Source organism: Sphingobacterium siyangense (assembly GCF_023277505.1).
In the GTDB taxonomy this organism is placed as follows: Bacteria; Bacteroidota; Bacteroidia; order Sphingobacteriales; family Sphingobacteriaceae; genus Sphingobacterium; species Sphingobacterium siyangense.
Genome location: NZ_CP080574.1, coordinates 5,309,310 through 5,335,698 on the forward strand (window position 1 = coordinate 5,309,310; position 26,389 = coordinate 5,335,698).

Sequence of the window (26,389 nt, forward strand, 5' to 3'; positions counted from 1 at the left end):
CAATTTACGCATACAATATTAAAATAGATAATCAAACTTAACATGAAAAATACATTAGACATCACTCCTTTAAAATCTTGGTTGGACACAGGAGACAAACCTTTAATTATCGCAGGTCCTTGTAGTGCTGAAACAGAAGAGCAGCTGGTATCGACAGCACATTTGTTGGCAAATACCGGAAAAGTAAATATTTTACGTGCTGGTATCTGGAAGCCACGTACTCGTCCCGGAGAATTTGAAGGTATCGGTTCAATTGGTTTGGAATGGTTGAAAAGAGCGAAAGAAGAAACAGGTTTATTAACAGCTACTGAAGTTGCTACAGCAAAACACGTGGAAGAAGCTTTGGCTGCTGGTGTGGATGTACTATGGGTAGGTGCACGTTCAACTGCCAATCCATTTACCGTACAAGAAATTGCTGATGCTTTACAAGGTGTAGATATTCCAGTATTTGTTAAAAACCCTGTAAACCCAGATTTATCGTTGTGGATCGGTGCATTGGAACGTATCAACCGTGCTGGTATCAAAAAATTAGGTGCTATCCATAGAGGTTTCTCTTCTTACGAGAAAACAGCATTCCGTAATGAACCAATGTGGGATTTAGCGATTCAGTTAAAAACTGCTTGTCCTAATCTACCAATCATAAACGACCCAAGTCACATTTGTGGAAACCGCGAATTGTTACCATACATCGCACAAAAAGCAATGGATATGGATATGCAAGGATTGATCATCGAATCACATATTGATCCATCTGTCGCTTGGACTGACGCAAAACAACAAGTAACGCCAGCTGCATTGGCCGAGTTGATCGACCACTTGACGTTACGTAAAGCAGCTTCTGACAATCCTTCATTCGAAGATAAATTAGCAGAATTGCGTAGCAATATCGACAAATTAGATGATTTGATCATCCAAAAAATTGGTGAGCGCATGAAAATAGCTGAGAAAATCGGCGAATACAAACGCGATAACAACGTGACAATTTTGCAAGTTAACCGTTGGGATGAAATTGTTCAAAAACGCACTAAATTAGCGGAAGCGCTTTCTTTGGGTAGCGAATTTGCGACGAAATTCCTCGAATTAATTCACAACGAATCTATCCGCAAACAAAATGCGGTCATGAATACTCAGGAGCAACCAACAGCAGAAGCATAATGAATCAACAAGTCATCACGCTGACGCATCCTTCAAAAAAGATACAGGGCACGGTTCAACTCACAGGTTCAAAATCTGAGAGCAACCGTGCTCTTATTATCCAATCGCTGAGTAAAGGACAAGTTGAAATAGCCAACCTCTCTGAGGCTGCAGATACGGTTACCCTAAACGGCGTATTGCAAATCGCATCAGAACCGCAACCCGGTTATAATACGATTGACATAGGCCCTGCAGGAACGGCTATGCGCTTCCTTACAGCTTACCTCAATCTTGTTAAAGGCAATTTTATCCTGACGGGGACAGAGCGTATGCAACAGCGCCCAATCGGAATATTGGTCGATGCCATGAAAGAAATTGGCGCCGAAATCCATTATGAAAAAAAGGCGGGGTATCCTCCTTTGAAGATTGAAGGTGGATTATTTCAAGGAAAAGACCGTGTTAAGATCAAAGGAAATATCAGCAGTCAATACATATCGGCCTTGCTATTAATTGCTCCGGCATTAAAAAAGGGACTTACATTAGAGATTGAAGGCGAATTAACTTCCAGACCTTATGTATCCATGACCTTAGATATGCTTAAAAGTGTCGGGATCCAACATGAATGGACGGAGAACGCGATTAAAATTGCACCGCAAGAATTTGAAAAGCAAACCATATATGTCGAGCCAGATTGGAGCGCAGCATCCTACTGGTATGCTATTGTAGCACTTGCCGATGCAACTGCATCGATTGTATTGCCCGGACTAAGACAACATAGTTTACAGGGCGATATTGCCATCACAGACATTATGGCGCATTTTGGTGTTTATTCGAGCTTTGAATCGGATGGATTGCATTTAAATAAAAAAGAAATCAATTCAGACAAAACGTTGTTCGACTTTAAAGAATGTCCTGATCTCGCGCAAACAGTCGTCGTTGTCGCAGCGGCTTTAAAACGTGATGTTTCCTTTACAGGCCTAGAAACCCTAAAGATTAAGGAGACCGACCGTATCGCTGCGTTACAGACAGAAATCGCAAAGTTCGGTGCTGAATTGATCGAAGATGGTGATACCTATCACCTGAAAACAGCACAGGTATATCAGCCTGAAGATGTGACCTTCGACACTTACGAGGATCACCGTATGGCGATGGCATTTGCACCGCTGGCATTAGTTTTTGACCGAATCAAGATTGCTGAACCTCAAGTTGTAGAAAAATCATATCCTGATTTTTGGAAACATTTACAAGCGCAAGCTTTTGTAATTGACTAACATATTAAAAACAGGGATTAACATCAACATTAATCTCTGTTTTATTATTCAATCTCCCAGATAGCCTTTAGCCTGGGACAAAAAATTGTGATGTAATCTATTAGGCCATAGACGAGTTACAGATCCATAAATTTGTAGTCAGTCTGGTGCTTTAGAATTGCATTTAAAGGCAAATTTATCTAAGTTTATTGAAATTTAATTTTTATGGCAGGAAATTCATTTGGCGATTTATTCAGAATTAGCACTTTTGGCGAATCACACGGCAAAGCTATAGGTGTAATTATTGATGGTTGCCCTTCAAATATAACAATCGACGAGGAATTTATCCAGTCTGAGCTCGATAAACGTAAACCAGGTCAATCTAAGATCACGACACAAAGAAAAGAAAGTGATACCGCACAGATTTTATCTGGCGTATTCGAAGGGAAATCAACGGGAACACCAATAGCAATTGTTATTCCAAATGAAGACCAGCGTTCGAAAGATTACACACATATCAAAGATATCTTCAGACCTTCCCATGCTGATTTCACCTATCAGATGAAATATGGTATCCGTGACTATCGAGGCGGTGGACGGTCTTCGGCGAGGGAAACCGCTGCCCGTGTTGCTGCAGGTGCAGTAGCAAAAAGCTTCCTGAATCAATTTGGCATAGAAATCTTTGCCCACGTTTCGGGGGTAGGCACCATCGAGGCGCCAAATGTAGATACCAAAGATCTAAAAGCTTTGCTTGAATTACGGGAAGCTAACATTGCACGTTGTGCAGATCCAGCAACAGCAAATGAAATGGTTGAGTTTATCGACTCGGTCAGAAAAGCAGGTGACACAGTTGGCGGACGTATTTCGGCTGTCATCAGACATGTCCCTGTTGGTTTAGGCGACCCGGTCTTTGATAAGCTCCATGCAGACCTTGCAAAAGCAATGATGAGCATTAATGCTGTACATGGTTTCGAATATGGTTCAGGTTTTGCAGGTTCGGAGTTGCGAGGTTCCGAACATAATGATATATTTGTAGCAGATGACCATGATTTAAATCGAGTGCACACACATACCAACTTCTCTGGAGGGATTCAGGGAGGGATTTCAAATGGTATGGATATTACTTTTAAAGTAGCATTTAAGCCTGTTGCCACTATCATGAGAGATCAAGAAACAGTGGATATCCATGGCAACCCTGCTATTGCAAGTGGCAAGGGAAGACATGACCCTTGTGTTGTTTCGAGAGCAGTAATTATTGTGGAAGCTATGGCAGCACTTGTAATCGCGGATCATCTACTTAAAAATCAAAGTTACAAACATGCTGCAAGATAATTATGTCGTAGGTGTTGATATTGGAGGCACACATATTTCTGCCTGTATCATTGACACAAAACAATGGAATATATACTTAGAAAACGTGGCCAGAAACCACGTTTTTTCTCAAGGAGATGCTAAAACGATTTTACAAACCTGGGCATCCGCTATACGCGATATCATAGCCACTTCTCCTGCTCCTATTCAGTTCATCGGCATTGCTATGCCGGGCCCCTTTGACTACGAAAATGGAATATCTAAAATACAGGGACAAAGCAAGTATGATAATCTTTACAATAAAGATGTCAAAACTCTTTTAGCTGAAGAATTGGGACTTTCGCCTACGTCTATTCACTTTATCAATGACGCAGCAGCCTTCCTACAAGGTGAAATATTCGTACAGAACTTGCAAACAAACAACCGGATATTAGGAATTACGTTGGGTACTGGACTTGGATCTGCAGTATGGAATAAAGGTGAGAAGGCCTTTGATGCCGCCCTATGGAACAGCCCTTATGAAGATTGTATTTTCGAAGAATTTCTTGTCACACGATGGTTCGTCAAGCGTTTCAAAGAAGTAGCAGGAAACGATGTTACGGGACTTAAGGAGATTTTAGATAATCATCGGGAAACTGAGGAATTTCAAATTATCAAAGATGAATATGCTAAACATCTCTTTGATTTTATGCAGTTCTTCGCAGAGAAATATTCTTCTGAAATATTTATAATCGGTGGCAATATCGCTAAGGCGCTACCTATTTTCATTGGTGACCGAAAAGAATTTGAAAGATTTCAGATTTACACCGCCATACTTGGTGAAAAAGCAGCTATGATTGGTGCTGCGAGTATATTCAATTAAGAAAAGATATCATCCCTCGTTGGAATACTTAGCTTGGTCAAAAAAAGATATCCATCTATTAAAACATAGATGGATATTTTTCTGGATTAGCTTCATGCATAATGGCATACACCGTCTCGACAACATCGTCAGAAGATGGCTTCGAGAAATAATCCCCGTCGGAACCATATGGTGGGCGATGTGCCTTTGCAGTCAGTGTTCTTGGCTGACTATCCAATAGATAGTAACCATTTTGCTTCTCTAAGATCTCTTGTAAGATGAAAGCTGAAGCCCCGCCTGGTACATCCTCATCTACAATAAGTAGTTTATTTGTTTTCTTCAGCGATTCGGCGCAAAGTTTTCCTTTGTCAAAAGGCTGCAATGTTTGTGCATCAATAATTTCGATGAATATCCCCAAGCGCTCCAGTTCCACGGCTGCTTCTTCAACAACACGTAAAGTTGAACCATAGGATACTACAGTAATATCGCGCCCCTCTTTAACACATTCAGCATAACCGACTGGCACCGTAAATTCACCAACGTTTTCTGGTAGACGCTCTTTTAGACGATACCCATTCAGACATTCGACAACAATAGCCGGTTCGTCAGAGCGGAACAACGTATTGTACATACCTGCTGCCTGTGTCATATTACGCGGCACACATACATGCAAACCTCTCAAGGATCCTAAAATTACCGACATAGGCGAGCCCGAATGCCATATACCTTCCAATCGATGACCCCGTGTACGAATAATTAATGGTGCTTTCTGACCAGCAAAGGTGCGATAACTTAAACTTGCCAAATCATCACTTGCGACCGTAATACCATAGATTAGGTAATCCAAGTATTGGATCTCAGCAATTGGACGAAGTCCACGGATTGCCAAACCTAGTCCTTTTCCTATAATTGAATTCTCGCGAATACCGGTATCAAATACGCGATGCACACCAAGCTTTTCTTGTAGACCTGCAAAACCTTGATTCACATCTCCAATCTTACCGACATCCTCTCCAAATGCTAGTAGTCTTTCGTCACGTCTAAAGTTCTCTTCAAAACATAGATTCAAAACCTCACGTCCATCGACCACTTTAGCTTCTTCACTGTAGACTGCAGGTACGACTGTCACATGAGCAGGTGAATCTACACCATCTGTAAATAATTTTGAATTATAACGTTTTTCATTCAGTTCCTGCTTCTCTTTATACCAATTTAACAATTGCTGGCGCCCATCGCTATGCTGACCTTTAAGCTCGTGCAATACCTTGCGAACCTGGCCGTAAACCTCTTTCAAAGAAGGCTCAACCATCGATTGTAATTTCTTTGACGCAAAATCAGCCCGCTCATTTGGAATACCCTGAAGTAAATCAATAGCTTCCCTTGCTTCGATGCTCAACGTTTTAATATAATCGGCCCAAGCTCGTTTTTGTTCTTGACGAACATGGTCTTTGGCATGTTGATCCAATTGATCCAATTCCGCTATGGTAGCAATACCAGAACTTAAGATCCATTCTTTCATTTTCGCTAGACAATCGAAGTCAGTTTCCCATTGTAATCTATCTTGCGATTTATACCGTTCGTGTGAACCTGAAGAAGAATGTCCTTGCGGCTGCGTCAATTCGGTCACATGAATCAAACATGGAATATGCTTCTCGCGAGCAATATGGGCAGCCTGTTCGTACGTTTCACATAAACCCGCATAATCCCATCCTCTCACTTTGAATATCTCAATTCCGTTTGTCAGTTCTTCCTTCTGAAAACCTTTGAGGACTTCTGAGATATCTCCCTTTGTTGTTTGAATTTCATTGGGCACAGATATCCCATATCCATCATCCCAAATAGAAATCACTGTTGGAATCTGGTGAACACCTACGGCATTAATAACTTCAAAAAATACACCTTCAGAAGTCGCTGCATTTCCGATAGTGCAGAATGCAACTTCATTTCCTCTATTTGAAAAATAAGATAGGTAGTCTAAATTTCTATTCTGCTTATACAACTTAGAAGCCAAGCCTAAGCCCAGCAATCTTGCCATCTGACCACCGGTGGTCGAAATATCTGAAAACGAGTTTTTCTGAACCATTTGATCCAACCAGTTCCCTTGGTCGTCCACAACACGAGTCGAAAAATGGCAGTTCATTTGCCTTCCTGCAGAAGAAGGATCTGCCTCGACATCGGGATGGGCATATAATTGAGAGAAAAAATGGTAGACATCACTGATGCCAGAAGCAAATATAAATGTTTGGTCACGGTAATATCCCGACCGCCAGTCCCCATTTCTGAAAACTTTAGCCATCGCGATTTGTGCCAATTCTTTTCCATCGCCAAAAATACCAAACTTAGCCTTACCTGTAAGCACTTCTTTACGTCCCAATAAACTCACGTAACGACTTTCTAAGGCAGTTCGATAATCATTCACAATAATCTTTTTGAACTCGTCAAAGCTCAAAGTGGAAATTGATTCATTGTTTTGGTCAAATGCAGTATCAAACATATTCTTTTTTGTTTCAACAAATTTAACAAAAATATTATTCTATATAATTGGTGTTTATCAAATAAATTGATAATCAATAACTCAGATTTGAAATAGAATATTCTAATTTCTCAAATTAGTACTTTTTGACAAAAAATCCTAATTTTTACAGATTTTTAATTCCTATAAGCAGGCAAAAACACCATTGTCCTTTTTAATTTTTATTTTTGGGTTTTACATTCATTATTTTGAATTTTTCAGCACTTAAACTCGATAAAATCCTTGTCGCTAATCTTGAAAAACAAAAGCTTTCTTCGCTTACACCTATTCAAGAAATAGCTATCCCTGCCATTTTGGAAGGTAGAGACTGTTTGGCGATTGCCCCAACCGGTACGGGAAAAACGGAGGCTTTCGCCATCCCTATTATTCAGCGCTTACGAACCAAGATTACCGCAGACCACTTATCGGTCCTTATACTCCTTCCTACACGTGAACTCTGTATACAGACCAAACAGCGCATATCAGGCCTTATCGATGGTTTGGATTTGACTATCGCTAGTTTCTATGGTGGGGGAACTTATGAAAGTCAGCTTGAAGTTTATCCAAATGCCCAAATGATCTTGGCTACTCCAGGACGTTTGTTGGATTTTATTGAACAAGGTATTATCGATCTAAAAACGATAGATACATTGGTGATCGATGAATTCGATCAATTGTTGGATCTTGGTTTCACGAAAGAACTCAATAAAATTATCGGCACATTGCCCGCTGAGAGACAAACCATTTTCAGTTCAGCAACGAAAACCCTTGAAATCGAAAAAATTGTTCGAAAGAGATTAAGTAACCCTGTCGAGATCAACCTAGAAGCAAAGACCAAAAAAGGCCAAATAGAAGAATCTGTACTCTATGTCGATAAAAATGATAAAAAGAATCTTCTCCGTTATATCCTTGAGAACCGTGTTTCACGGCAGGTAATTGTTTTCACGCGAACAGTTCATGCAGTCGAACGGATCGCAACAGATCTAGATCGACACGGCATTTCTTGCTCTGCATTATATGGCGATAAATCACAGCAAAAACGAGAAGAGATTATTGATAAGTTCAGACAAAAAGAGGTACGTGTATTAATTGCGACGGACCTCTTGGCTCGAGGTGTAGATTTTCCAGACCTAGAGGCTATCATAAACTACGAGATTCCGGATAGCCCTGAGCTCTATACGCATCGAATTGGTCGAACAGGCCGTTCGGAAGCGGCGGGAAAGGCGTTTACCTTTTGCGATGCAGAGGACAATGAAAAGTGGATAAAATTACAGTTATCCTTAAAACGGCAAATTAAAATTGATGATCAACATCCTTATTTATTGAGCTGGGAGAAAATGCTTTCCAGTAGCCAAAACAATCAACGAAAAGGCGCCTCGAAATCAAGAAAACGTCGTTAATTAATAAATATTCTTTTACTTTTACCAGCAAATCAAAAAATCACAATCCGAGATGAATACAATACATTTATTTGACGATAGCAACAATGCGAATGATAATCGATTGGGAGACCTTGAAAAAACGATTATAATAAATAGCCTGATGGAAGTTCCCTTTGAAGAGCGGGATGAAGAGTGGCGTGATATATTTCTGGCTAATATTGCTGAATGTACCTTAAAATTAGCAGAAACAGAAGTGGTTGTTGGACCTGACGGATTTCCCTATTTTCAACTCGAAAGTGTTCCGAAGGATCAGAACTTTCAGGCTTTTGTCATTAAAAATCGGCTAAAGGATTTCGTGTTGCCAAAAGGTTTTGGTATTGCTATCAATACACAAAATGAAAACCCTGATTGGGTATTCACCTATGGCGACTTAGTTAACTACTTTTTAAACGGAGAGTTTTATACAGATGATAGTGTTTTCTCTAAGAAAAATGAACAAACGATTATAGGCAAAGATGAAGAAATATTAGTGGGGCAACCTGCAGAGACAATTCTTCCTCAGGCTGTCCGCAACCAATTACGTGAATTTTTGGATTATTATGGCGTAAAGAACACAAAGGTTATGCTCCTTGCCCGTAATTATAAAGATGAAGAAAATGCTTCACAAGATTTGGCATTCAATATCGTTGCAAACCAATTCAGGACTGAAAAAGAATTTACCAATATCATGGAAGCAATAGGCTGGTTTCTTCCCAGACATTATTCCTATATCGGATTGGATGAATTTGCAGTAGACAATGGTTTTATGCCACTGTAAAAAAACAGAAACTAAATATATACAAACATAATTAACCCATGTTTCCATTTAACGTAAGAGTGTACGGAATATTGATCAATGAAAATCAAGAGGTATTGATCAGCGATGAAAGAACGGAAAATGTTTCATTTACCAAATTCCCTGGTGGGGGCTTAGAATACGGGGAAGGCTTATTGGATGCTTTGATCCGAGAGTATCAGGAAGAATGTGATTTTGACATTGCTGTGGTTAAACATATTTACACCACAGACTTTTATGAGAAATCAAGCTTTAATGATAGCCAAATCATATCGATTTACTATCAGGTAAAGAATACCTCAGCTATTCAGATCAGAACGACTACCAAAGCTTTTGATTTCGATCCTGATCAGAGACCTGAAGATAATAAGCTCCAATCTTTTCGATGGGTACCAATTGAATCGGTTTTAACGGCAGATTTGACCTTCAAAACAGATCAAATCGCCTGGGAAGAATTCTTAAAAACAGTCAAATAATAATAATTTTTCAATTTTCATCATTTTTATTTGTATTTAAAAAATAAAGACATATCTTTACGTAAACCAATGGAAATACTTGATTTTTTTAAAGTATTGACCTTAATAATTACATTTTATTATTTATTTGACATCTCGCATGTGACGAGGAATAAAAGTAGAGAAGCGTGGGATGGATACATACATTGGTTTATTGAATTTGTAAATTCCTAGTCCTATAGGTTTTTTAATAGTTAGTGTGATTTTATGGCGATACTCCCCGTATCGCCTTATTTATTTGACACTCGTTTTCCAGCCCCTATTTGAATCCCATATAAGAAGCAAAACAAAGATTTTTGTGTAGAACATCAACATTTTTAAAGCCAACTTGTGTCAATAAGTTTAGTTGATAGATCAGCGATCTTGGTGTATCCTCGTGTTCGATATAGTCAAAAACATGATCACGATACTGCTCATCCTTCAGGTTAGTTAAGTATTCACCATATTTTTCCCTGTAAATTAATTTTTGAAGCTGTTCATTATTTTGCTCAATCAAATCAAAAATCCACAGACTTCCTCCGGTTCTTAATAAGCGGAACAGCTTGCTAAACGCATTTTCCCAATCTTTATCATCTCGAAGATGATGTAAAACGGATGTTGCGATAATGACATCAAATTTGTTTTCCTCTAAAGCTGCGGCACGAAAGTCGCCTTTAATCAACTGAATTTCTCCCTTGGTTAATTTTCCAACGCGTTCCCTTGCTCTATTTAACATTGGCTGGCTCAGGTCCAACAGACTAACATTTGGATTAGACTCCAATTTTTGCAATAGTTTTACGTCGTAATTGCCAGCTCCGCATCCAATGTCCAATATATTTTGAGCGTTTGGATAAAGACTGACAATGGCATCCGTAATAAGCTCCATGTTCCATACCGCATCCAATGTGGTTGCTTGACCTGTTTCTAAATTTGAGAACCGCTCGACATCGTTGTCAAACCGTGTTTCAATCTCTTGTAGCGTCGCTTTGTTCATCTGTAAATTGTTTATTCTCTAAAGTTCAGATAGATTCCCCCGCACAGCAGTATCTTACACTGTCTGATCGGCGGTATTTCATCCATTAATTTTTAATAATTTAAAGGTAGGACTAACTGGAATTCATTAAAAATATTTATTTTGTCATCAATTCATACCAAAAAAGTATCGATGGAAATCCGACATCTCATTTATTTCAAAACAGTAGCCGAAGAGCTTCATTTTGGCCGAGCAGCAGAACGCTTATTTATGTCCCAGCCCCCATTAAGCCGGCAGATTAAAGATCTAGAAGACGAATTAGGTGTTATTCTTTTCTTCCGAACCAACAAACGCGTCGAGCTAACGGAAGCAGGGAAATACTTTTTGGAGGAGGTTGTGGAGATCCTACAAAATATCGAACACAGCAAAACGATCACCAAACAGATCCACAACAATATCTCAGGAGAATTCAAACTGGGCTATATTAGTTCGACACCTAAGAAAATGCTTGCTACGGTATTAAAGCAAATTCAATTGAAATTTCCATACTTAAGAGTTAGTCTTTTCGAAACATCGACACAGAAACAAAAATTAGCACTCGAAAACGGAAAATTGGATCTGGGTATTATGCGTGCTCCAATTTATTCAAGTGAATTGCTTACCACTCCCCTTTTCGAAGACCCTATGGTTATTGTAGGTCATTCACAGGTGAAATTTAATGCGATCAACTTTTTTAATGAAAGTTTCATTTCTTTCAATCAGAAATACGCATCGGAATATCACCGACTTGTTATTAATACCTGTAATCGCATGGGCTTTGAACCAAAAATTGTACATCAGAGCAATTCGATGTCTTCTATCCTTGAGTTGGTGTCACAAGGCCTGGGCCTGGCAGTCGTCCCTTCGTCCACCATCAAACAATACCCGCATTTAAACCTAAAAATCATGAAGCTTGAGGATATGGATAGCAAAACAGAAGTGATCCTGGTCTCTAATATAAAAAGTAAAAACAGTGCATTAGGCGAATTTATAGCCTGTATCCAGAAAGAGTATCTTGATTTTAATGCGTCCTAAAGTGGCATCGATTGAAATTCCAGTATAAAAAAACGGAGTCAGCATGTTGCTGACTCCGTTTTTTTATGGGTTGAAGAGCGATATTACCTCTTCTCAAATTTATACGCTAAAGTTGCCATAAAACTACGCGGTGGAATCGGATTCACACTATAGTTTTCATGGATATAATAGTTAAACGCGTTGGTGATATTGGATAATTTACCCAAAATACTCCAGTTTTTATAAGCATAACCAGCGGAGAAATCTATGGTTGTAAATGGACTAACGGAGATCAGACGATTAAGACCATCGCGTACGTTGATCTTTGTATTATTCCAACCTGCATTACGTCTACCTGTATAAAATGCGGAAAAACCTAACTTCAGCCCCTTAACAGCCCCGTTTTGAATGGTATAAAACACGGTTCCATTAGCCGTATGTGCTGTAGTTCCTACCAAACGTACATTTTCTTCGTTTCCAGAGATTTCAGTCACTTTCTCCTTACCATCAACGATGGTTGTATAACTTGAAATTGGATTGGTTTCGGTATAACGCATATAATTATAGGAATAACCGGCGATAACATTCAATCCTGGAAGTAAAGTTCCGGTAACATCAACTTCCAATCCGCTTGAAGCCGTCTTTCCAGAAAATTCTTTCATATTTGCATCGCTATTGCTTGTTCCATTCGGAAGTACCAATAATTGTTGGGCAAAGCGATTGTTGTTAATTCTATACCAAGCAACATTTGCGGATAACCTACCATTGAAAAAGTCATTTTTCACACCTGCTTCGTACTGATCGATGATGGAGGGAGCTAACGGTTGATAATTTACATCGTATCCCGAATTCGATGTAAAGTTATTTGCATAAGTAACATAGACACTTGATGAGCGGATCGGCTGATAGATCAATCCAAATTTAGGCGACCATGCTTTGTCGACTTTTGCTCCGATCGGATTTTTTTGACCATCTAGATTAATAATCTCTTCCGATTGATTCGTCGCATACGTATACTTTTCCGAATTCGGTGTACGCTGATACGTATAGCGAATCCCAGCCAATACTTTAAATTGTTCAGTAACTTCTATTAAGTCCTGGAAAAAAGCGCCATAACGGAAGATATCCGTTGTTGTTTTGGTCAATAAATCCGCTTGTGGCATATCTGTTCGAAGTCCATTTCCCGAAGCCAAATGCTGCGCAGTTTGTGAGGGATTAAAGACATAAATAGAATCGTATACACCGCCCACATTTTTAGATGCATCAATTTTATAGGCATACGCATTTGAATGCGATTGATCGGCATCTGCTCCCACCAGGATCTTATGCTTGATGGATCCTGTTTTTACAGTTCCCGTTAGATTCAATTGCTGGTTGGCCGTAAACTCATTTGATTTGGATCGGGTTAAACTCCGCGGAGCAATTCCATTTTTATTCGCTTGAATCCGATCTGATCCATAATAATCACGATCGTACGTTTGGTAACTTGCTATTGCGTTTAAATTCCATGAATCATTAAACTTATGGTTCAAATTGATCTGGCCGTTTGAGGTATTTGTTCTGTTGAAAGCAAAAGGCACATTCATAAAAGTGTTTCTGCCAACTTCATTGTTCAACTTTCCATCCACGGTCCCCATTCCAAAGTCTGGAGTAAAATCACTTTTTAAGTAATCGAATGTAAAGTTGAGATCAGTTTTATCGGATATTTTATATAAAACAGAAGGATTTACATAAGTACGTTTTGATGTGACCTGATCCCTAAAGCTACCCGCTTTTTCATAAGTTCCGATAACGCGGAATGCAACCTTATTGGAAATTGGACCATACACATCCACTGTTGGTTTATAGAAGTCATAACTTCCTACGCGCATTGAAGCCTCGCCTCCATAATAAAATTTAGGCTTTTTCGTAACCAGATTTACAACGGCCCCACCAGATACACCCCCATATAACAAAGCAGAACTTCCTTTTAAAATCTCTACAGATTCCAAGGTGCTCGCCTCAATCGAACCTCCATTGTTGGTTCGCGCACCATTTTTAAATATATTATTCCCGCCTAAGCTATAGCCCCTTGCGTAAAAATTTTCGTTGACCCCACCGCGATTTGCTCCCATCGCGACACCGTTTGCATTTTTTAGCGCATCACTCAAGCGATTAACCTGTTGATCTGCAATAACCTGTTCGTTTATAATTTGTACACTCTGCGGCAAATCCCGATCAATAATACCTGCTTTACCGACATTAACTGTTTTACTGTTATGCGAGTTGTAACCTACCACTTCCACTTGTTCCAATTGAGATTCAGAAATATTCAAAGAAACATTAATAGCTGTCGCCTTTCCATTTTTAACCTCGATAGTACGCTCCTCAGCTCCATTTCCGATACTTTTGATCCGAATAGTATAGGTTCCATCTGGAAGATTAGAAAAATGGAAGCTTCCATCACCGGAAGTCGACGTAGACCTACCTAAAGAAACTATGGTTACTGTAGCCGATTCAATTGGTGCACCATCTTTGGTTTTAACACGGCCATGTATCCCCTTACTTTGCGCCGATGCATCCAAATGAATTGCTCCTACCAATCCTAGACTTAAAACAAGTCCCAGAAAAGTTCTTTTCATGTTAATAAATTGTGAGTTCGTAAAAATTATTTGTCGGCGCAAACATACGATATTATTTTATTGTTTAGAATAGTTTTAAATAAAAATAGCTTGTTGTTGTAATATGTGAATGATTCAGCTATGTAGCATTTATTATATGTTGCAAGGATTCATTGTAACTATTTCTATTAATCGTAAGGATTTCCTTACATTTATACCATAACTAACATCCCAACTAATCAATTCAATGATAACGCATAAGCTCCTACTCTCCGTTTTTATTTTTCTATTCTTTCCCACATTTTTGCTGGGCCAGCAAACACAGGTTGATCATGATCTCACAGCAATTATGCATCGTTATAATGCTGTCGGGCTCAGTGTGGTCGTCGTCAAAAACAATAAAATTGAGTATCACAAAAATTATGGTTACAAAAACTTGGAAACCAAAACGGCTCTCGGAGAGAATGACCTCTTTAGAATTGCTTCTATTTCAAAGTCATTCACTGCAACATCATTAATGCAATTAATAGCAGATGGCCGATGCAAGTTAGACGACGACTTCGGGGATTTGATAGGTTTTCCAATCAGAAACCCCAATTATCCAGAAAAAAAAATCACACTCCGGATGATCCTTTCCCATACGTCCAGCGTCAATGATAAAAACGGTTACTTCAACCTAGATGTCATCAATCCATCCAAGAACCCAAATTGGAAAGATTCCTACAATCTTTATGAACCCGGCACACAATACCAATATTGTAATCTCAATTTTAATATGGCAGGAGCCGTCCTAGAGAAACTGACCAATACACGTGTCGACAGCTACATTGTTAATCAAATCCTCAAACCGCTCAACTTATATGGTGGTTACTGTATAGACTCCTTGGATCAGAAGAGATTGGTTTCGTTATATTCCTTTGATGAAAAGGGAAATCCACATGAAGAGCCCAGTGCCTATAATCCACGTCGGGAAGAACTCAATCAGTACATCTTGGGGTATAGCACTCCTGTGCTTTCTCCGACAGGTGGAATGAAAATATCTGCCTTAGATTTAGCAAGATACATGATGATGCACATGAACTACGGCCATAGTCAGGAAAAAAACATCGTCACTAAAAAGTATGCAAAGATTATGCAGACAGCTGTAAATAAAGAATCAGGCTATGGATTAGCGATTATGAACAATGCAAAAATTGTCCCCGGTGTTAACCTGACAGGACATACCGGTTCGGCATATGGGCTTTATAGTGCGCTGTTTTTCAATCCAAAGAAAAAATATGGGTTTATTGTGATAACCAATGGCTGCAATATTCCCGATAGCGATGACTTCAACCCTTTGCTTAAAGATTGTATAGGAGCCTTGTACGATGCATATATCAAATAGGTAACAGCTTACATCAAGTAAACAAAAGCCAACCCATAAACTATAACCTTGTCGCTAAGCTTTATGGGAAAACCAGAGGCCCTCGGATCGACTGGACAATAAACAAAATAAAAAAGCTGCAGATTTTGCAGCTTTTTTATTTTGTTATTTTTACTATTTCTTGTTTTCTACCCAGTTTACAATAGCCGGATCCAGCGGATTCGTCGCTGAACGGAAGCGATGTACAAGTTTACCGTTCTCATCGATCAAAAACTTTTCAAAGTTCCATTTGATTTCACCTTTAAAATCGGGGTTTTCCTGAGCGGTCAAATACTTAAACAGAGGTGATATTTGATCTCCTTTCACATCGACCTTTTCGGCCATTAGAAAATCAACACCATAATTTTGTTCACAAAACTCTTGAATCTGCGCATTTGAACCCGGTTCCTGTTGTCCAAAATTATTTGCCGGAAAGCCAATAATGACGAGCTTATCACCAAAGGTTTTGTGCAATTCCTCCAGATCTTTGTACTGTTTTGTGAAACCACATTTTGAGGCAGTATTCACGATCAATATTTTCTTTCCCTTGAAATCGGACATTTTCACTTCTTGCCCATCAAGTGTCGTAAACTTAAAATCATAAAAATTGGGATTGCCAAATAACATTGACATATACACCATAATAGTTGCAATAATCATATCTAATTATTTTAAAGACTTAACAATGAATTACTCTCTCTTTCCAGTACCGCATCAAAAAGCTCTTTGATAGGAGATTTTAAAATGGTACCTACCTTTATCTGATGTGCTTCACAGACTTCCCGTAAAATTAAATCAAAACTATAAGCAATAGAGCCTACAAAGTGACAGGCATATTTATTATAGTCCGGATAGGTCAAAATCGAAGCTTGAACAAATTCTTCGAATCCACTCTTTACCAGATCAATAATAAAGGGATGGGTAATATTATCGGACATGAACGGTGCAAACGATGCTAAGAAAGCATTTGGACGTTCTTTTTGATAAACATTTTTGATGACGATCTCTTTATTTATTCTGTATTTGTTCGCAAATTTTTCGTTCAGATCTTTCGGCATACGGCCATATAGAAAAAGTCTAACAAGATTTTTACCAAAATATGCCCCCGATCCCTCATCACCTAATACATAGCCATTTCCATTATGCGATGGCATCAGCTCCTCTCCGTCAAAAAAACTCAAATCAGACCCTGTACCTAATGTCGCTACATAACCTTTTTTATTACCACAGGTTGCTAAGGCACTACCAAAAAGATCATTTTCAACAGAAATGTAAGCATTTTCGAATAAGGGTGTCAATGCATTTGAAACCATTTCCCGACGATCAGGTGTAATGCATCCTGCACCAAAAAAATACAACTCCGTAACTTCATCGGCGTAGGGAATAATTTCGGGTATCTCCTTAATAACACGTGTGATTTCCTTTTCATTTACAAAAAAAGGATTGAGTCCATTTGTACTGAACGAGATAGGTGCACTATCTGGCAATTCCAACTTCCAATCCGACTTTGAAGAGCCGCTATCAACAACTAAGATCATACAAATTCTTGATTATTTTCCCCCTATAAACTACTGTATCAAACTTAGCAAAAATTCTGATAAAAAACAGATTTTTTGCTTCATCTCCCCAGTCCAATAAAAACCGGTATTTCATCCAAAGCAGCTATTATGCCTATCGATTAACACCTCATTTCTTAAATAAATTTATGTATATTGGAGGGTACTATTAGCTGCTTCCCGTCATTGTTCTTTTTCTACTGAAGGAACAATGACGGAGCACGCTAATTCATAATTGTAGAACCAACAATCTATTTTTTTGTTTGGTTAAGCGTACGATACTTTTAATTTTGTAAGCTCATACTAAAATCATCTTTCATGGACAGTGACCATTTCAGTATACCCGAAATACATTTTGAGGTATCATTTTCAGAAGCACAAGCTCATTATATCGAAGTAAAAATGAGCATCGCAAAGCTCAACCAGCCTTATGTCGATCTAAAAATGCCGGTCTGGTCTCCTGGATCTTATTTAATTCGTGAATATGCTAAAAACGTAGAACGATTTCGATCATTTGACAAAACAGGAAATACAATTGCCTACCAGAAAATTTCAAAGAACACCTGGCGAATACCCACAGAATCTTTGGATCAGATCGAAGTCATCTACGCAGTATACGGTTTTGAAGTTTCTGTGCGTACCAACTTTTTCGATAGTGACCATGCTTTTATTGTGCCTACGGCAACTTTCTTTCATATCGATGGCCGTATAGACAATCCTTCGACAATCAGCATAGCACTAAAAGATTCGTGGGCAAGTATATCAACTGGACTCCAACAAATTGAAGAACGTACGTTTTATGCGCCAAATTTTGACATATTATATGATACACCCATCGAAGCTGGTAATCAGGATGTCTGGAAATTCCAAGCTGCCGGTGTCGAACATGAATGCGCCATGGTCGGGGGTGGAAGCTATGATAAAGAACGCCTGACGAAAGATATCACACGTATCGTCGAAGAAGAAACCCGCATCTGGGGTTCAAACCCCAATGAGCGATATGTCATTATTACCCACAACTACCAATCTGGAGGTGGAGGTCTAGAACATCTCAATTCAACAGTATTGGGAGCCTCGAGAAATGCCTATCTAAATGAGACCAGCTACAAAAACTATTTGAGTCTCGTTGCACATGAGTATTTTCACCTATGGAATGTGAAACGCTTACGTCCAAAAGCATTAGGACCGTTTAATTACGATGCCGAAAACTATACCACAGGCCTCTGGATCATGGAAGGATTCACTTCGTACTATGATAATTTAATTATTAAACGCTGTGGATTCTATGATGAAAAAGAGTATCTCGCTTTGCTAGCCAACGATTTCAACATTGTATTAAACCGCCCTGGGCATACGATACAGTCTGCTGCCGCCTCAAGTTTCGATACCTGGATTAAATATTATCGGCCTGATGAAAATTCGATGAATTCTGGAATTTCCTATTACAACAAAGGTGCAATGCTGACAGCATTGTTGGATATTAAAATTATTGCCGCTACAGAAGGTAGGCTAAAATTGGATGATGTTATCCGCGAGGCTTATGAGGAGTTCTACCTAAAACTTGATCGTGGATTTGAAGAAAACGAATTGAGAAGCCTTGCTGAACGTATCGCAGGCACTTCGCTGGACGACATTTTCAATGCTGCTCATCAGGACGGAGAACTGGAATACAACGATTATTTTAATCTCGTTGGTTATGAAATTGTTGATACCAATGTTAATAACAACACGTTGACACTAGGTATTACAACCAATAAAGTGGATGGGCTAATTTCGGTAGCGACAGTGGAAAAAGATTCTGGTGCATATGATGCCGGATTAAGTGTAAAAGACGAACTAATTGCAATTAATAGTAACAGGCTCGATGTTAAGGACAAGGAAATTGATTTCATTGTTCAACATGCCAAAGAGGGGGAGATATTAAACTTCCTGGTGGCACGAGATGGTTTAGTGCGGGAAATCCCTGTTCAAATCAAAAAGAGCAATAAAAAGATATACGAAATCCGTCCGCTCAAAGAACAAACCTTTCTACAGGAATTGCTAGGTAAAATCTGGATGGCTTAACACGGAAGTATTATCATCAAAAAAAGAATAGCGGGAAATCCCGCTATTCTTTTTTTAAAATTTATATCTTACCGAAAAACCGATCGGATCAAATAATTTGATACTGGATTCGTTTAGAAAATCGAAATATGGTTTTACATCCAATGAGATTTGAAACGGTGCCTGCGGAATATTATATTCAATACCTACGATACCGTCAATACTTAGATTAAGCTGTGAATCAAATGAATGGCGCTGACCATCTATAATTTTGTCTTTCTCCTTATAAGAACCGATACTACCACCAAAACCATAATACCAATTAAACCCAGCAGTCAATGGTTTATAGATTTCATATAAACCCACAACGCGGAAACGGCGAAAATCAGAATTGCTCTGAATACTCATAATTCCTTCCAATGCATGGTCCGAGTTAAGCGTGTGACGATATGTAATTCCCTGAGCAGACCCGAAACGTCCACCAATAGCACCCTTATTGTCCAACTGAGCCATAGCTCTATTGGATAATGCTCCAAACATCAGCATTCCACCGACAGCCAAAAATATTTTTTTCATAAAAATCGTACGCTTTTTTTGCTTTACATTTTTCCAAACATAGATAAATTGCTTTTTATATGCAATATAATTGCAGTGCACATAAAAAACTATTTACCAGAACTTCCCTTACGAAGGACCTTTTCGATAGGGTAAATATCCATTACAGCTATAACGAAACAATGTTTAATTTGTTATGACAATAATCCCAAATTATCCAACTTTATTTCTGTATATTTAGGTCAATACAGCATGTAGTAGTAACCAAATAAACTCAAGTGATATGGGCAGAATTTTTGACTTTATAACCTTATATAAAGAAAAATACGCAAAGGACATCATGGTGGCAGGGCGAGATGGAAATGGCCAGTGGAAGACATATTCTACCAAAGAATACACCGACGCAATTGACACCTTAAGCAGGGCGTTACTACAATTAGGCCTCAAAAAAGGTGATCGGGTAGGAATCATGTCTGGCAACAGACCCGAGTGGAATTTAGTTGATTTTGCCTGCAATCAAATAGGTCTTGCAACTGTTCCCCTCTATCCCACTTTATCCGCACAGGATCTTTCGTTTATTGTAAATGACTCGGATGTCAACGTACTATTTGTCAGCAACAGAGAATTGACGGACCGTATTGAACAAGCCATCAAAGAGCACGGTATACACCCACAACTGTATACATTTGATGCCATTGAAAATTATACGCAGCTAAAAACATTCATCGAAACAGCAAAAGATGACACAACCGACCTTGCTCCACTTCGAGAGGCTGTTACAGAAGATGATCTATTGACACTGATCTACACTTCAGGTACCACAGGACGCCCTAAAGGCGTATACCTGTCCCACAAAAATGTATACAGCAACGTCTTGGCATGCAATCATCTCATCCGATCGGATTTCAAAACAGCACTAAGCTTTCTTCCGCTATGCCATATTTTTGAACGCATGGTGGTATATATGTACTATTCGAAAGGAATCCAGATCTATTTCTCCGAGACCTTAGACAATGTTGTTGCCGATATCAACGATGTCAAACCGGATGTATTCACCACCGTACCCCGTGTCCTAGAGAAAGTATACGATAAGATTATTGAAAAAGGGAAAGCCTTAACTGGATTAAAAAAGAAAATTTTCTTCTGGGCTGTTGATCTTGGTTTGAAATTTCAAGAACCGGAGCATAATGGACCACTTTACAAGCTCAAACTTGCGATCGCTAGAAAACTGATATTTTCGAAATGGCAAGAAGCTCTTGGCGGAAATATTAAGATCATTGTATCCGGTGGTGCAGCTCTTCAAGAGCGTTTAGCACGTGTATTCTGGGCCGCTGGACTTAAAGTACTTGAGGGGTACGGCCTGACTGAAACATCTCCGGTTATTGCTGTAAACTCCTACTTACCCAATGGGTTGAAATTTGGAACTGTGGGCAAACCGCTGAAAAATTTAGAAGTAAAAATTGCTTCAGATGGTGAAATTCTTGTCAAGGGCCCCAGTATCACGACAGGCTATTATAAAAATGAAGAAGCCACAAAAGAAGCTTTTGACGATAATGGTTTTTTCAAAACGGGCGATATTGGGGAAATTACATCCGATGGTTTCCTAAAAATAACCGATCGAAAAAAGGAAATGTTTAAGACGGCAGGTGGTAAATATATCGCGCCCCAATCCATTGAAAACAAACTCATGGAGTCTACATTAATCGGACAGGTCATGGTTTTTGGAGAAAATAGAAAATTTCCCGGCGCCTTGATTGTTCCCGCATTTGATGTGCTGTCCAAATGGGCCAACCAAAAAGGTATTAACAGCGGTTCAAACGAAGAAATCATCAAAAATCCGGAAGTAATCCAAAAATATCAAGAAGAAATTAACCGATTATCTACTAACTTTGGACATTGGGAAATTGTCAAGAAATTTATTCTTCTTCCAAAGGAATGGACAATCAACGACGGTCAATTGACGCCAAAATTGAGTCTAAAACGAAAAATTATTTTAAAAGAGAACGAAGCCGCAATCGACAAATTGTATCAGGAACAAAACCAAGAGTAACAATTTGCACGATTATTGGAGCTGATCATCTTATTATGAAGCACGTTACATTACGAGATTTATTTACACTCGCCTACTGGAAAAACGTTTGGCATGTCTTAGTTGATGCCTTTAATGGATTCAATGATGACAAATGTATGAAGAAGAGTGCTTCATTGGCTTATTATACCGTCTTCTCCATCGGCCCACTTCTTATGATTGTTATCTGGTGTATCGGATTTTTCTATGGAGAACATCTTCAAAGTGGATCTTCAGCGCAGGATCAGGTGCTGGAGGAAGTCATGGTTCTTTTTGGTCAGGATGTAACCACACAGATCCAGTCCTATCTTCAAAAAATAACTTTCGAGAATAAATCTAATATGGGGATCACGATTGGTATCGTTACATTGATTCTATCCTCCACAACCTTATTCGTTGATATACAGGACTCAATAAACAATATCTGGAAAGTAAAACCGAAACCAAAAAAGGGATGGCTAAAATTAATCATCAACAGGCTGATTTCTTTTTCCATCGTGATTGCCCTTGGTTTTTTGCTAATTGCCTCACTCATGATCAACGGAGTTATTGTTGCCGTGACCAATTTAGTCATGACTTATTTTCCTTTTATTCCGATTGCACTCATTTCGTGGGTCAATACGGGTATCACATTTTCGGTCATTGTCATTTTATTTGGCTTTATCTTTTCCTTCCTTCCGGATGCTAAAGTAAAATTCAGGGACATGCTTGGCGGAGCTATCTTTACAGGCTTACTCTTTATGTTAGGCAGGTACGGCATTTCAATCTATCTGAACCTTTCCTCCACAGCAAGCTTTTACGGAGCCGCAGGATCTATCATTGTCATGTTATTATGGATTTACTATTCGGCTGCGATATTGTACTTTGGCGCAGAATTCACGAAATTTTATGCAATTAAATTTGGCGCAGGCATTATTCCGTCCGCATTTGCAGTAGCGATTGAACAAACGGAAAAAGTAAAAAAAACAGGCAGCGACGCCGAAGCACATGTTGGAGACACTATTCAGGTCTTAAAATAAGTCATCTATTTTTTCTCTTTTTTACCACTAATGGAACCATCGATACCAATGACATTGATGACTTTATCCCCAATTTGTGTAATATCGGATTTTAATCCAACCATGACGGTAAAAATATTCACAGGAGTGTCCTGAATCTTCCTAAAATTATGGAGATAACCAAGCTCAAGCCCTAAAAAGAAACCGTTAAATTTATAATCTGCCCCAGCACCTATTTTGCTGGAGAAATTCAGGTGATTTTTATTTTCCATCTTAATAAGCTTTTGGTCTGCGAGTACATTCGCCCTTGGCTCACTCGTCAATCCTACACCGGGACCTACAAAACCATAGATATTCAATAATCGCATCTGCTTCCTAATGCCCCCCGAAAATGAAAGGGTATAGAAATTGGTATTTGCATCTTCGATACGATACTCAAAATTCGGATCGACCAATCGCTGCTTATACTTGAATGAAAGTGTATAAAGTGTGGGGGATACGAAAAACATTGGATTTTTCAGGGAGATATCCAAACCAATACTACCAGAAAACTTTGGCGAAAGTATATCTTTGGTTTTTCCGATCGGAAAGCCCATTCCCGTTGTACCCCAATAGTAAACTTTTCGATAATGTATCGTATCAACACCGCCCTGAGCCCGCGCGAAAGTCCAACACAAAGAAAAAAGAAGAAAAGTAAAAAAGAAATGTTTCATTTAAATGCGTTCAATATTGAATAACAACAATATTAAACGCATTTTGTTCAAAAAAACCGTCAGGCTACAGGTAACTTTTTGATTGTGGTCCTTGATTGAATAGCAAATCAATAATGCTTAAATCGGGATAAAAGCCATTTTTATCAGAAAAAACCTGATAATATTCTTTTGGATCACGCAATACACTTTCTTTTTTAGGATGAATCAGGTTACGGAAATCGATCATTTCCGAAGGCGCAGCAACATACTCTTCTGTAAACCCTATTGCTCGTTTAAGTTTGATCGATTTTAGAATGAGTTCTAACTGAGCAACATTAAAGTCTACCAAATACGCAAACTTTTCCTTATAGAACCGTATAAAATCATCTTCATAATATTCAAAATATGCAGAGCTACGGTAAGCTGTCTGAATACTTAGCCAATGTAAACGCTGCCAGTCAAACTCATAGCTTATCCGAATATCTTTCATAGGAACACGTTCTTTATTGCCATGTTGAATGGGTACGATCAAATCCTGCACACCATTTGCTGAAGCAATGCGTGCTCGCGTACGATAACTCTGCTTTTGAAAATGCTCATATTTCTCGATGACCAAAGGAAGATTATGCTCATGTATCGTATGAAAATAGGATATTGGTGGAAGATAACATGCCGGAAGTAATAACTGCGATTCCATAAAAACTGATGATTTTTGTTATAAGTGACGCAAAAATAACTTAAATTAAGGATATTTGTAAAGAACACTGGGAATTTTAGCTATAGCATGAAACAAAAAGCGTTAAACGCATTAATCTATATCATATCTCTTCTCCCCTATTGGTTTCTATATTTGATCTCCGATGGGCTTTATTACATACTCTACTATATTATTGGATATAGGAAGAATATTGTATTTCAGAACTTAAAGAATGCTTTTCCAGAAAAAACGGATAAAGAACGTCTGGTGATTGCCAAAAAGTTTTATCGTTTTTTCCCGGATCTTCTTGTCGAATCGATCAAATTGAAAACGATTACGGCTGAGGAAGTCAAGAAAAAGATGACTTTGGATAATGTAGAAGAATTGACGAAACACCTCGAAGCGGGCAAAAACGTAATCGGGGTGACCTCACATTATGCCAATTGGGAGCTGGGTATTCACCGTTTGAGCTTAATTACAAACTTTCCTACGCTGATTGTATACAAACCACTCAATAACAAAGATATTGATACCGTATACAATGATATGCGTGGAAGATTTGGCGCCGAAATGGTACCAATGAAACAAATACTCCGCCATATCGTAAAGTTGAAAGGCCAGCCCAATATCAGTATACTCGTTGCCGATCAAACACCGCTGTATTCGGATTCCGATTATTTTATTAATTGGCTAAATCAGGAAACATTGGTCTATACAGGAGCCGAAAGACTTTCTAGAATAAGTAAAGCGCCTGTGGTCTATTGCTATATCGGAAGAAAGCCCAAAAGAGGGCAATATTTCTGTAAATTCGTTACTTTAATCGAAGATCCAAGTGGCTTTGGAGAACATGAAATTACCGATATACACAATCAATTTGCTGAACAGCTTATTCGTGAAAACCCAGAATATTGGTTATGGTCACATAATCGCTGGAAAAGAAAACGTAGAAAATGAGTAAATTACCAAAAGTAGCTGTCGTTATCCTCAATTGGAATGGCCGATTTTTCCTGGAAAAATTTTTACCATCCGTATATAACAGTTCGTATCCGAATGTCGAATTTGTCATTGGAGACAATGCCTCCGATGATGATTCAATTTCATTTGTGAAACAGTACTATCCGACGATTACTATCCTTGAAAATGACAAAAACTATGGCTTCGCGGGAGGTTATAACAAAATACTGCAGCGTGTAGATGCTGATTACTATGTACTTCTCAATTCGGATGTTGAAGTGAGCCAAAACTGGATTGAGCCAGTGATTGAATACTTGGAAAGAAACCCTTCCCTGGCAGCAGCACAGCCCAAAATACGTTCATTTCATGACAAGCAGAAGTTCGAACATGCCGGAGCGGCCGGTGGGTATCTGGATTACTTTGGCTTTCCTTTCTGTAAAGGTAGAATCCTACATGAAGTAGAAGATGATGCGGGACAGTACGATAATGAATCCGAGATTTTCTGGGCATCTGGAGCGGCACTTTTTATTCGCTCTGACGCCTGGAAAGAGGCAGATGGCCTTGACGAAGATTTCTTTGCTCATATGGAGGAAATCGATCTATGTTGGCGATTAAAGAAAATGGGCTATGGCATAGGCTATTGTCCTAAATCTATTGTTTATCATGTTGGTGGGGGAACCCTCAATGCAAGTAATCCCAAAAAGACTTACCTCAATTTTAGGAATAACATGGTCATGCTGCAAAAAAACCTGCCGCTAGGCAAAGCAATATGGATTATTTTCATCAGGCTTTGGTTTGACCTTGCAGCCCTTGCTAAGTTTCTGATCGACAGGAAACCCAAGGATGCCTGGGCAATCAGTCGTGCACATCAGTATTTCTTCTTGAATATTTTCAAAAATGCTAAAAAACGAAAAAAATACAAGGTGAAAGAAAATACAAAAGGACAGTACACAAAATCGATTATCATTGATTTTTACACAAATAACAAACATAAATTTTCTCAGCTAAATCCAGAGGATTTCAAATAGCGTATTATTTC

The 26,389-nt window shown here is 38.8% G+C and carries 22 protein-coding genes; 14 read left to right on the plus strand and 8 right to left on the minus strand.

All coding sequences use genetic code 11. The features are described 5' to 3' along the window. The first annotated feature begins 42 nt into the window (after positions 1–42). The 4 genes from K2F45_RS22380 (at position 43) to K2F45_RS22395 (ending at position 4,557) form a co-directional block, all read left to right on the plus strand. On the plus strand, positions 43–1,155 hold the full coding sequence (locus tag K2F45_RS22380) for a chorismate mutase (protein WP_046671824.1): 1,113 nt from the start codon (positions 43–45) through the stop codon (positions 1,153–1,155). Beyond that, positions 1,155–2,405: a 3-phosphoshikimate 1-carboxyvinyltransferase gene (gene aroA, locus K2F45_RS22385; protein WP_075993986.1), complete on the plus strand. Its 1,251-nt coding sequence runs from the start codon at positions 1,155–1,157 to the stop codon at positions 2,403–2,405. The genes K2F45_RS22380 and aroA overlap by 1 nt, the downstream gene beginning before the upstream one ends. Before the next feature lie 204 nt (positions 2,406–2,609). Beyond that, positions 2,610–3,716 (plus strand): chorismate synthase, encoded by a 1,107-nt coding sequence (aroC, locus tag K2F45_RS22390; protein ID WP_075993987.1) that lies wholly within the window; start codon positions 2,610–2,612, stop codon positions 3,714–3,716. Continuing rightward, complete coding sequence (locus tag K2F45_RS22395) at positions 3,703–4,557, plus strand: ROK family protein (RefSeq protein ID WP_075993988.1); 855 nt, start codon at positions 3,703–3,705, stop codon at positions 4,555–4,557. The genes aroC and K2F45_RS22395 overlap by 14 nt, the downstream gene beginning before the upstream one ends. Before the next feature lie 58 nt (positions 4,558–4,615). On the opposite strand, the gene K2F45_RS22400 is transcribed toward K2F45_RS22395, so the two are convergent. Next, positions 4,616–7,030 (minus strand): alpha-ketoacid dehydrogenase subunit alpha/beta, encoded by a 2,415-nt coding sequence (locus tag K2F45_RS22400; RefSeq protein WP_075993989.1) that lies wholly within the window; start codon positions 7,028–7,030, stop codon positions 4,616–4,618. Positions 7,031–7,257: 227 nt separating this feature from the next. On the opposite strand from K2F45_RS22400, the gene K2F45_RS22405 reads away from it, so the two are divergent. Genes K2F45_RS22405 through K2F45_RS22415 form a run of 3 tightly spaced genes read left to right on the plus strand, consistent with a single transcriptional unit; the run spans position 7,258 to position 9,741 of the window. Beyond that, the gene (locus K2F45_RS22405) at positions 7,258–8,448 is read left to right on the plus strand and encodes a DEAD/DEAH box helicase (protein WP_075994950.1); all 1,191 of its coding nucleotides are present in this window, start codon (positions 7,258–7,260) and stop codon (positions 8,446–8,448) included. A 52-nt stretch (positions 8,449–8,500) separates the two neighbouring features. Further along, positions 8,501–9,247: a hypothetical protein gene (locus K2F45_RS22410; protein WP_075993990.1), complete on the plus strand. Its 747-nt coding sequence runs from the start codon at positions 8,501–8,503 to the stop codon at positions 9,245–9,247. Between the two features lie 38 nt (positions 9,248–9,285). Further along, positions 9,286–9,741, plus strand: coding sequence for an NUDIX domain-containing protein (locus K2F45_RS22415; RefSeq protein WP_075993991.1), 456 nt, complete (start codon positions 9,286–9,288; stop codon positions 9,739–9,741). A 298-nt stretch (positions 9,742–10,039) separates the two neighbouring features. On the opposite strand, the gene K2F45_RS22420 is transcribed toward K2F45_RS22415, so the two are convergent. Further along, positions 10,040–10,753: a class I SAM-dependent methyltransferase gene (locus K2F45_RS22420; protein WP_075993992.1), complete on the minus strand. Its 714-nt coding sequence runs from the start codon at positions 10,751–10,753 to the stop codon at positions 10,040–10,042. A gap of 171 nt (positions 10,754–10,924) precedes the next feature. On the opposite strand from K2F45_RS22420, the gene K2F45_RS22425 reads away from it, so the two are divergent. Next, the gene (locus tag K2F45_RS22425) at positions 10,925–11,806 is read left to right on the plus strand and encodes a LysR family transcriptional regulator (protein ID WP_075993993.1); all 882 of its coding nucleotides are present in this window, start codon (positions 10,925–10,927) and stop codon (positions 11,804–11,806) included. 83 nt (positions 11,807–11,889) lie between these two features. On the opposite strand, the gene K2F45_RS22430 is transcribed toward K2F45_RS22425, so the two are convergent. Continuing rightward, positions 11,890–14,406, minus strand: a complete 2,517-nt coding sequence (locus tag K2F45_RS22430) for a TonB-dependent receptor (protein ID WP_075993994.1) — start codon at positions 14,404–14,406, stop codon at positions 11,890–11,892. A gap of 226 nt (positions 14,407–14,632) precedes the next feature. Here K2F45_RS22430 and K2F45_RS22435 point away from each other — a divergent pair, with 226 nt between their 5' ends. Further along, positions 14,633–15,769, plus strand: coding sequence for a serine hydrolase domain-containing protein (locus K2F45_RS22435; protein ID WP_075993995.1), 1,137 nt, complete (start codon positions 14,633–14,635; stop codon positions 15,767–15,769). 153 nt (positions 15,770–15,922) lie between these two features. Here K2F45_RS22435 and K2F45_RS22440 read toward each other — a convergent pair whose 3' ends face one another. Both K2F45_RS22440 and K2F45_RS22445 read right to left on the minus strand, forming a co-directional pair. After that, positions 15,923–16,447 carry a glutathione peroxidase gene (locus K2F45_RS22440; RefSeq protein WP_075993996.1) on the minus strand — a complete coding sequence of 175 codons (525 nt, stop codon included), beginning with the start codon at positions 16,445–16,447 and terminating at the stop codon, positions 15,923–15,925. 11 nt (positions 16,448–16,458) lie between these two features. Then, positions 16,459–17,325, minus strand: coding sequence for an N-acetylglucosamine kinase (locus K2F45_RS22445; RefSeq protein WP_075993997.1), 867 nt, complete (start codon positions 17,323–17,325; stop codon positions 16,459–16,461). A gap of 336 nt (positions 17,326–17,661) precedes the next feature. Here K2F45_RS22445 and K2F45_RS22450 point away from each other — a divergent pair, with 336 nt between their 5' ends. Next, positions 17,662–19,407 carry a M61 family metallopeptidase gene (locus K2F45_RS22450; protein WP_248932477.1) on the plus strand — a complete coding sequence of 582 codons (1,746 nt, stop codon included), beginning with the start codon at positions 17,662–17,664 and terminating at the stop codon, positions 19,405–19,407. 54 nt (positions 19,408–19,461) lie between these two features. Here K2F45_RS22450 and K2F45_RS22455 read toward each other — a convergent pair whose 3' ends face one another. Beyond that, positions 19,462–19,962, minus strand: coding sequence for a hypothetical protein (locus K2F45_RS22455; RefSeq protein WP_075994951.1), 501 nt, complete (start codon positions 19,960–19,962; stop codon positions 19,462–19,464). A 262-nt stretch (positions 19,963–20,224) separates the two neighbouring features. Here K2F45_RS22455 and K2F45_RS22460 point away from each other — a divergent pair, with 262 nt between their 5' ends. Both K2F45_RS22460 and K2F45_RS22465 read left to right on the plus strand, forming a co-directional pair. Then, entirely contained in the window at positions 20,225–21,991 is a 1,767-nt protein-coding gene (locus tag K2F45_RS22460; protein ID WP_075993999.1) for an AMP-dependent synthetase/ligase, read from the plus strand. A 35-nt stretch (positions 21,992–22,026) separates the two neighbouring features. Next, entirely contained in the window at positions 22,027–23,028 is a 1,002-nt protein-coding gene (locus K2F45_RS22465) for a YihY/virulence factor BrkB family protein (protein ID WP_075994000.1), read from the plus strand. 5 nt (positions 23,029–23,033) lie between these two features. On the opposite strand, the gene K2F45_RS22470 is transcribed toward K2F45_RS22465, so the two are convergent. After that, positions 23,034–23,720 (minus strand): hypothetical protein, encoded by a 687-nt coding sequence (locus tag K2F45_RS22470; protein WP_075994001.1) that lies wholly within the window; start codon positions 23,718–23,720, stop codon positions 23,034–23,036. Between the two features lie 64 nt (positions 23,721–23,784). Beyond that, positions 23,785–24,396 carry a WbqC family protein gene (locus K2F45_RS22475; RefSeq protein WP_075994002.1) on the minus strand — a complete coding sequence of 204 codons (612 nt, stop codon included), beginning with the start codon at positions 24,394–24,396 and terminating at the stop codon, positions 23,785–23,787. Between the two features lie 87 nt (positions 24,397–24,483). On the opposite strand from K2F45_RS22475, the gene K2F45_RS22480 reads away from it, so the two are divergent. Both K2F45_RS22480 and K2F45_RS22485 read left to right on the plus strand, forming a co-directional pair. Continuing rightward, positions 24,484–25,350, plus strand: coding sequence for a lysophospholipid acyltransferase family protein (locus K2F45_RS22480; protein ID WP_075994003.1), 867 nt, complete (start codon positions 24,484–24,486; stop codon positions 25,348–25,350). Further along, a complete protein-coding gene (locus tag K2F45_RS22485; RefSeq protein ID WP_075994004.1) occupies positions 25,347–26,378 on the plus strand; it encodes a glycosyltransferase family 2 protein in 1,032 nt (343 codons plus the stop codon). Before K2F45_RS22480 ends, K2F45_RS22485 begins: the two co-directional genes overlap by 4 nt. Positions 26,379–26,389 lie beyond the last annotated feature (11 nt).

Bases quoted from the DNA above. Each gene is read 5' to 3' on its own strand.
- K2F45_RS22380 (WP_046671824.1), top strand. From the start codon at position 43: ATGAAAAATACATTAGACATCACTCCTTTAAAATCTTGGTTGGACACA.
- aroA (WP_075993986.1), top strand. From the start codon at position 1,155: ATGAATCAACAAGTCATCACGCTGACGCATCCTTCAAAAAAGATACAG.
- aroC (WP_075993987.1), top strand. From the start codon at position 2,610: ATGGCAGGAAATTCATTTGGCGATTTATTCAGAATTAGCACTTTTGGC.
- K2F45_RS22395 (WP_075993988.1), top strand. From the start codon at position 3,703: ATGCTGCAAGATAATTATGTCGTAGGTGTTGATATTGGAGGCACACAT.
- K2F45_RS22400 (WP_075993989.1), bottom strand. From the start codon at position 7,030: ATGTTTGATACTGCATTTGACCAAAACAATGAATCAATTTCCACTTTG.
- K2F45_RS22410 (WP_075993990.1), top strand. From the start codon at position 8,501: ATGAATACAATACATTTATTTGACGATAGCAACAATGCGAATGATAAT.
- K2F45_RS22415 (WP_075993991.1), top strand. From the start codon at position 9,286: ATGTTTCCATTTAACGTAAGAGTGTACGGAATATTGATCAATGAAAAT.
- K2F45_RS22420 (WP_075993992.1), bottom strand. From the start codon at position 10,753: ATGAACAAAGCGACGCTACAAGAGATTGAAACACGGTTTGACAACGAT.
- K2F45_RS22425 (WP_075993993.1), top strand. From the start codon at position 10,925: ATGGAAATCCGACATCTCATTTATTTCAAAACAGTAGCCGAAGAGCTT.
- K2F45_RS22430 (WP_075993994.1), bottom strand. From the start codon at position 14,406: ATGAAAAGAACTTTTCTGGGACTTGTTTTAAGTCTAGGATTGGTAGGA.
- K2F45_RS22435 (WP_075993995.1), top strand. From the start codon at position 14,633: ATGATAACGCATAAGCTCCTACTCTCCGTTTTTATTTTTCTATTCTTT.
- K2F45_RS22440 (WP_075993996.1), bottom strand. From the start codon at position 16,447: ATGATTATTGCAACTATTATGGTGTATATGTCAATGTTATTTGGCAAT.
- K2F45_RS22445 (WP_075993997.1), bottom strand. From the start codon at position 17,325: ATGATCTTAGTTGTTGATAGCGGCTCTTCAAAGTCGGATTGGAAGTTG.
- K2F45_RS22450 (WP_248932477.1), top strand. From the start codon at position 17,662: ATGGACAGTGACCATTTCAGTATACCCGAAATACATTTTGAGGTATCA.
- K2F45_RS22455 (WP_075994951.1), bottom strand. From the start codon at position 19,962: ATGAAAAAAATATTTTTGGCTGTCGGTGGAATGCTGATGTTTGGAGCA.
- K2F45_RS22460 (WP_075993999.1), top strand. From the start codon at position 20,225: ATGGGCAGAATTTTTGACTTTATAACCTTATATAAAGAAAAATACGCA.
- K2F45_RS22465 (WP_075994000.1), top strand. From the start codon at position 22,027: ATGAAGCACGTTACATTACGAGATTTATTTACACTCGCCTACTGGAAA.
- K2F45_RS22470 (WP_075994001.1), bottom strand. From the start codon at position 23,720: ATGAAACATTTCTTTTTTACTTTTCTTCTTTTTTCTTTGTGTTGGACT.
- K2F45_RS22475 (WP_075994002.1), bottom strand. From the start codon at position 24,396: ATGGAATCGCAGTTATTACTTCCGGCATGTTATCTTCCACCAATATCC.
- K2F45_RS22480 (WP_075994003.1), top strand. From the start codon at position 24,484: ATGAAACAAAAAGCGTTAAACGCATTAATCTATATCATATCTCTTCTC.
- K2F45_RS22485 (WP_075994004.1), top strand. From the start codon at position 25,347: ATGAGTAAATTACCAAAAGTAGCTGTCGTTATCCTCAATTGGAATGGC.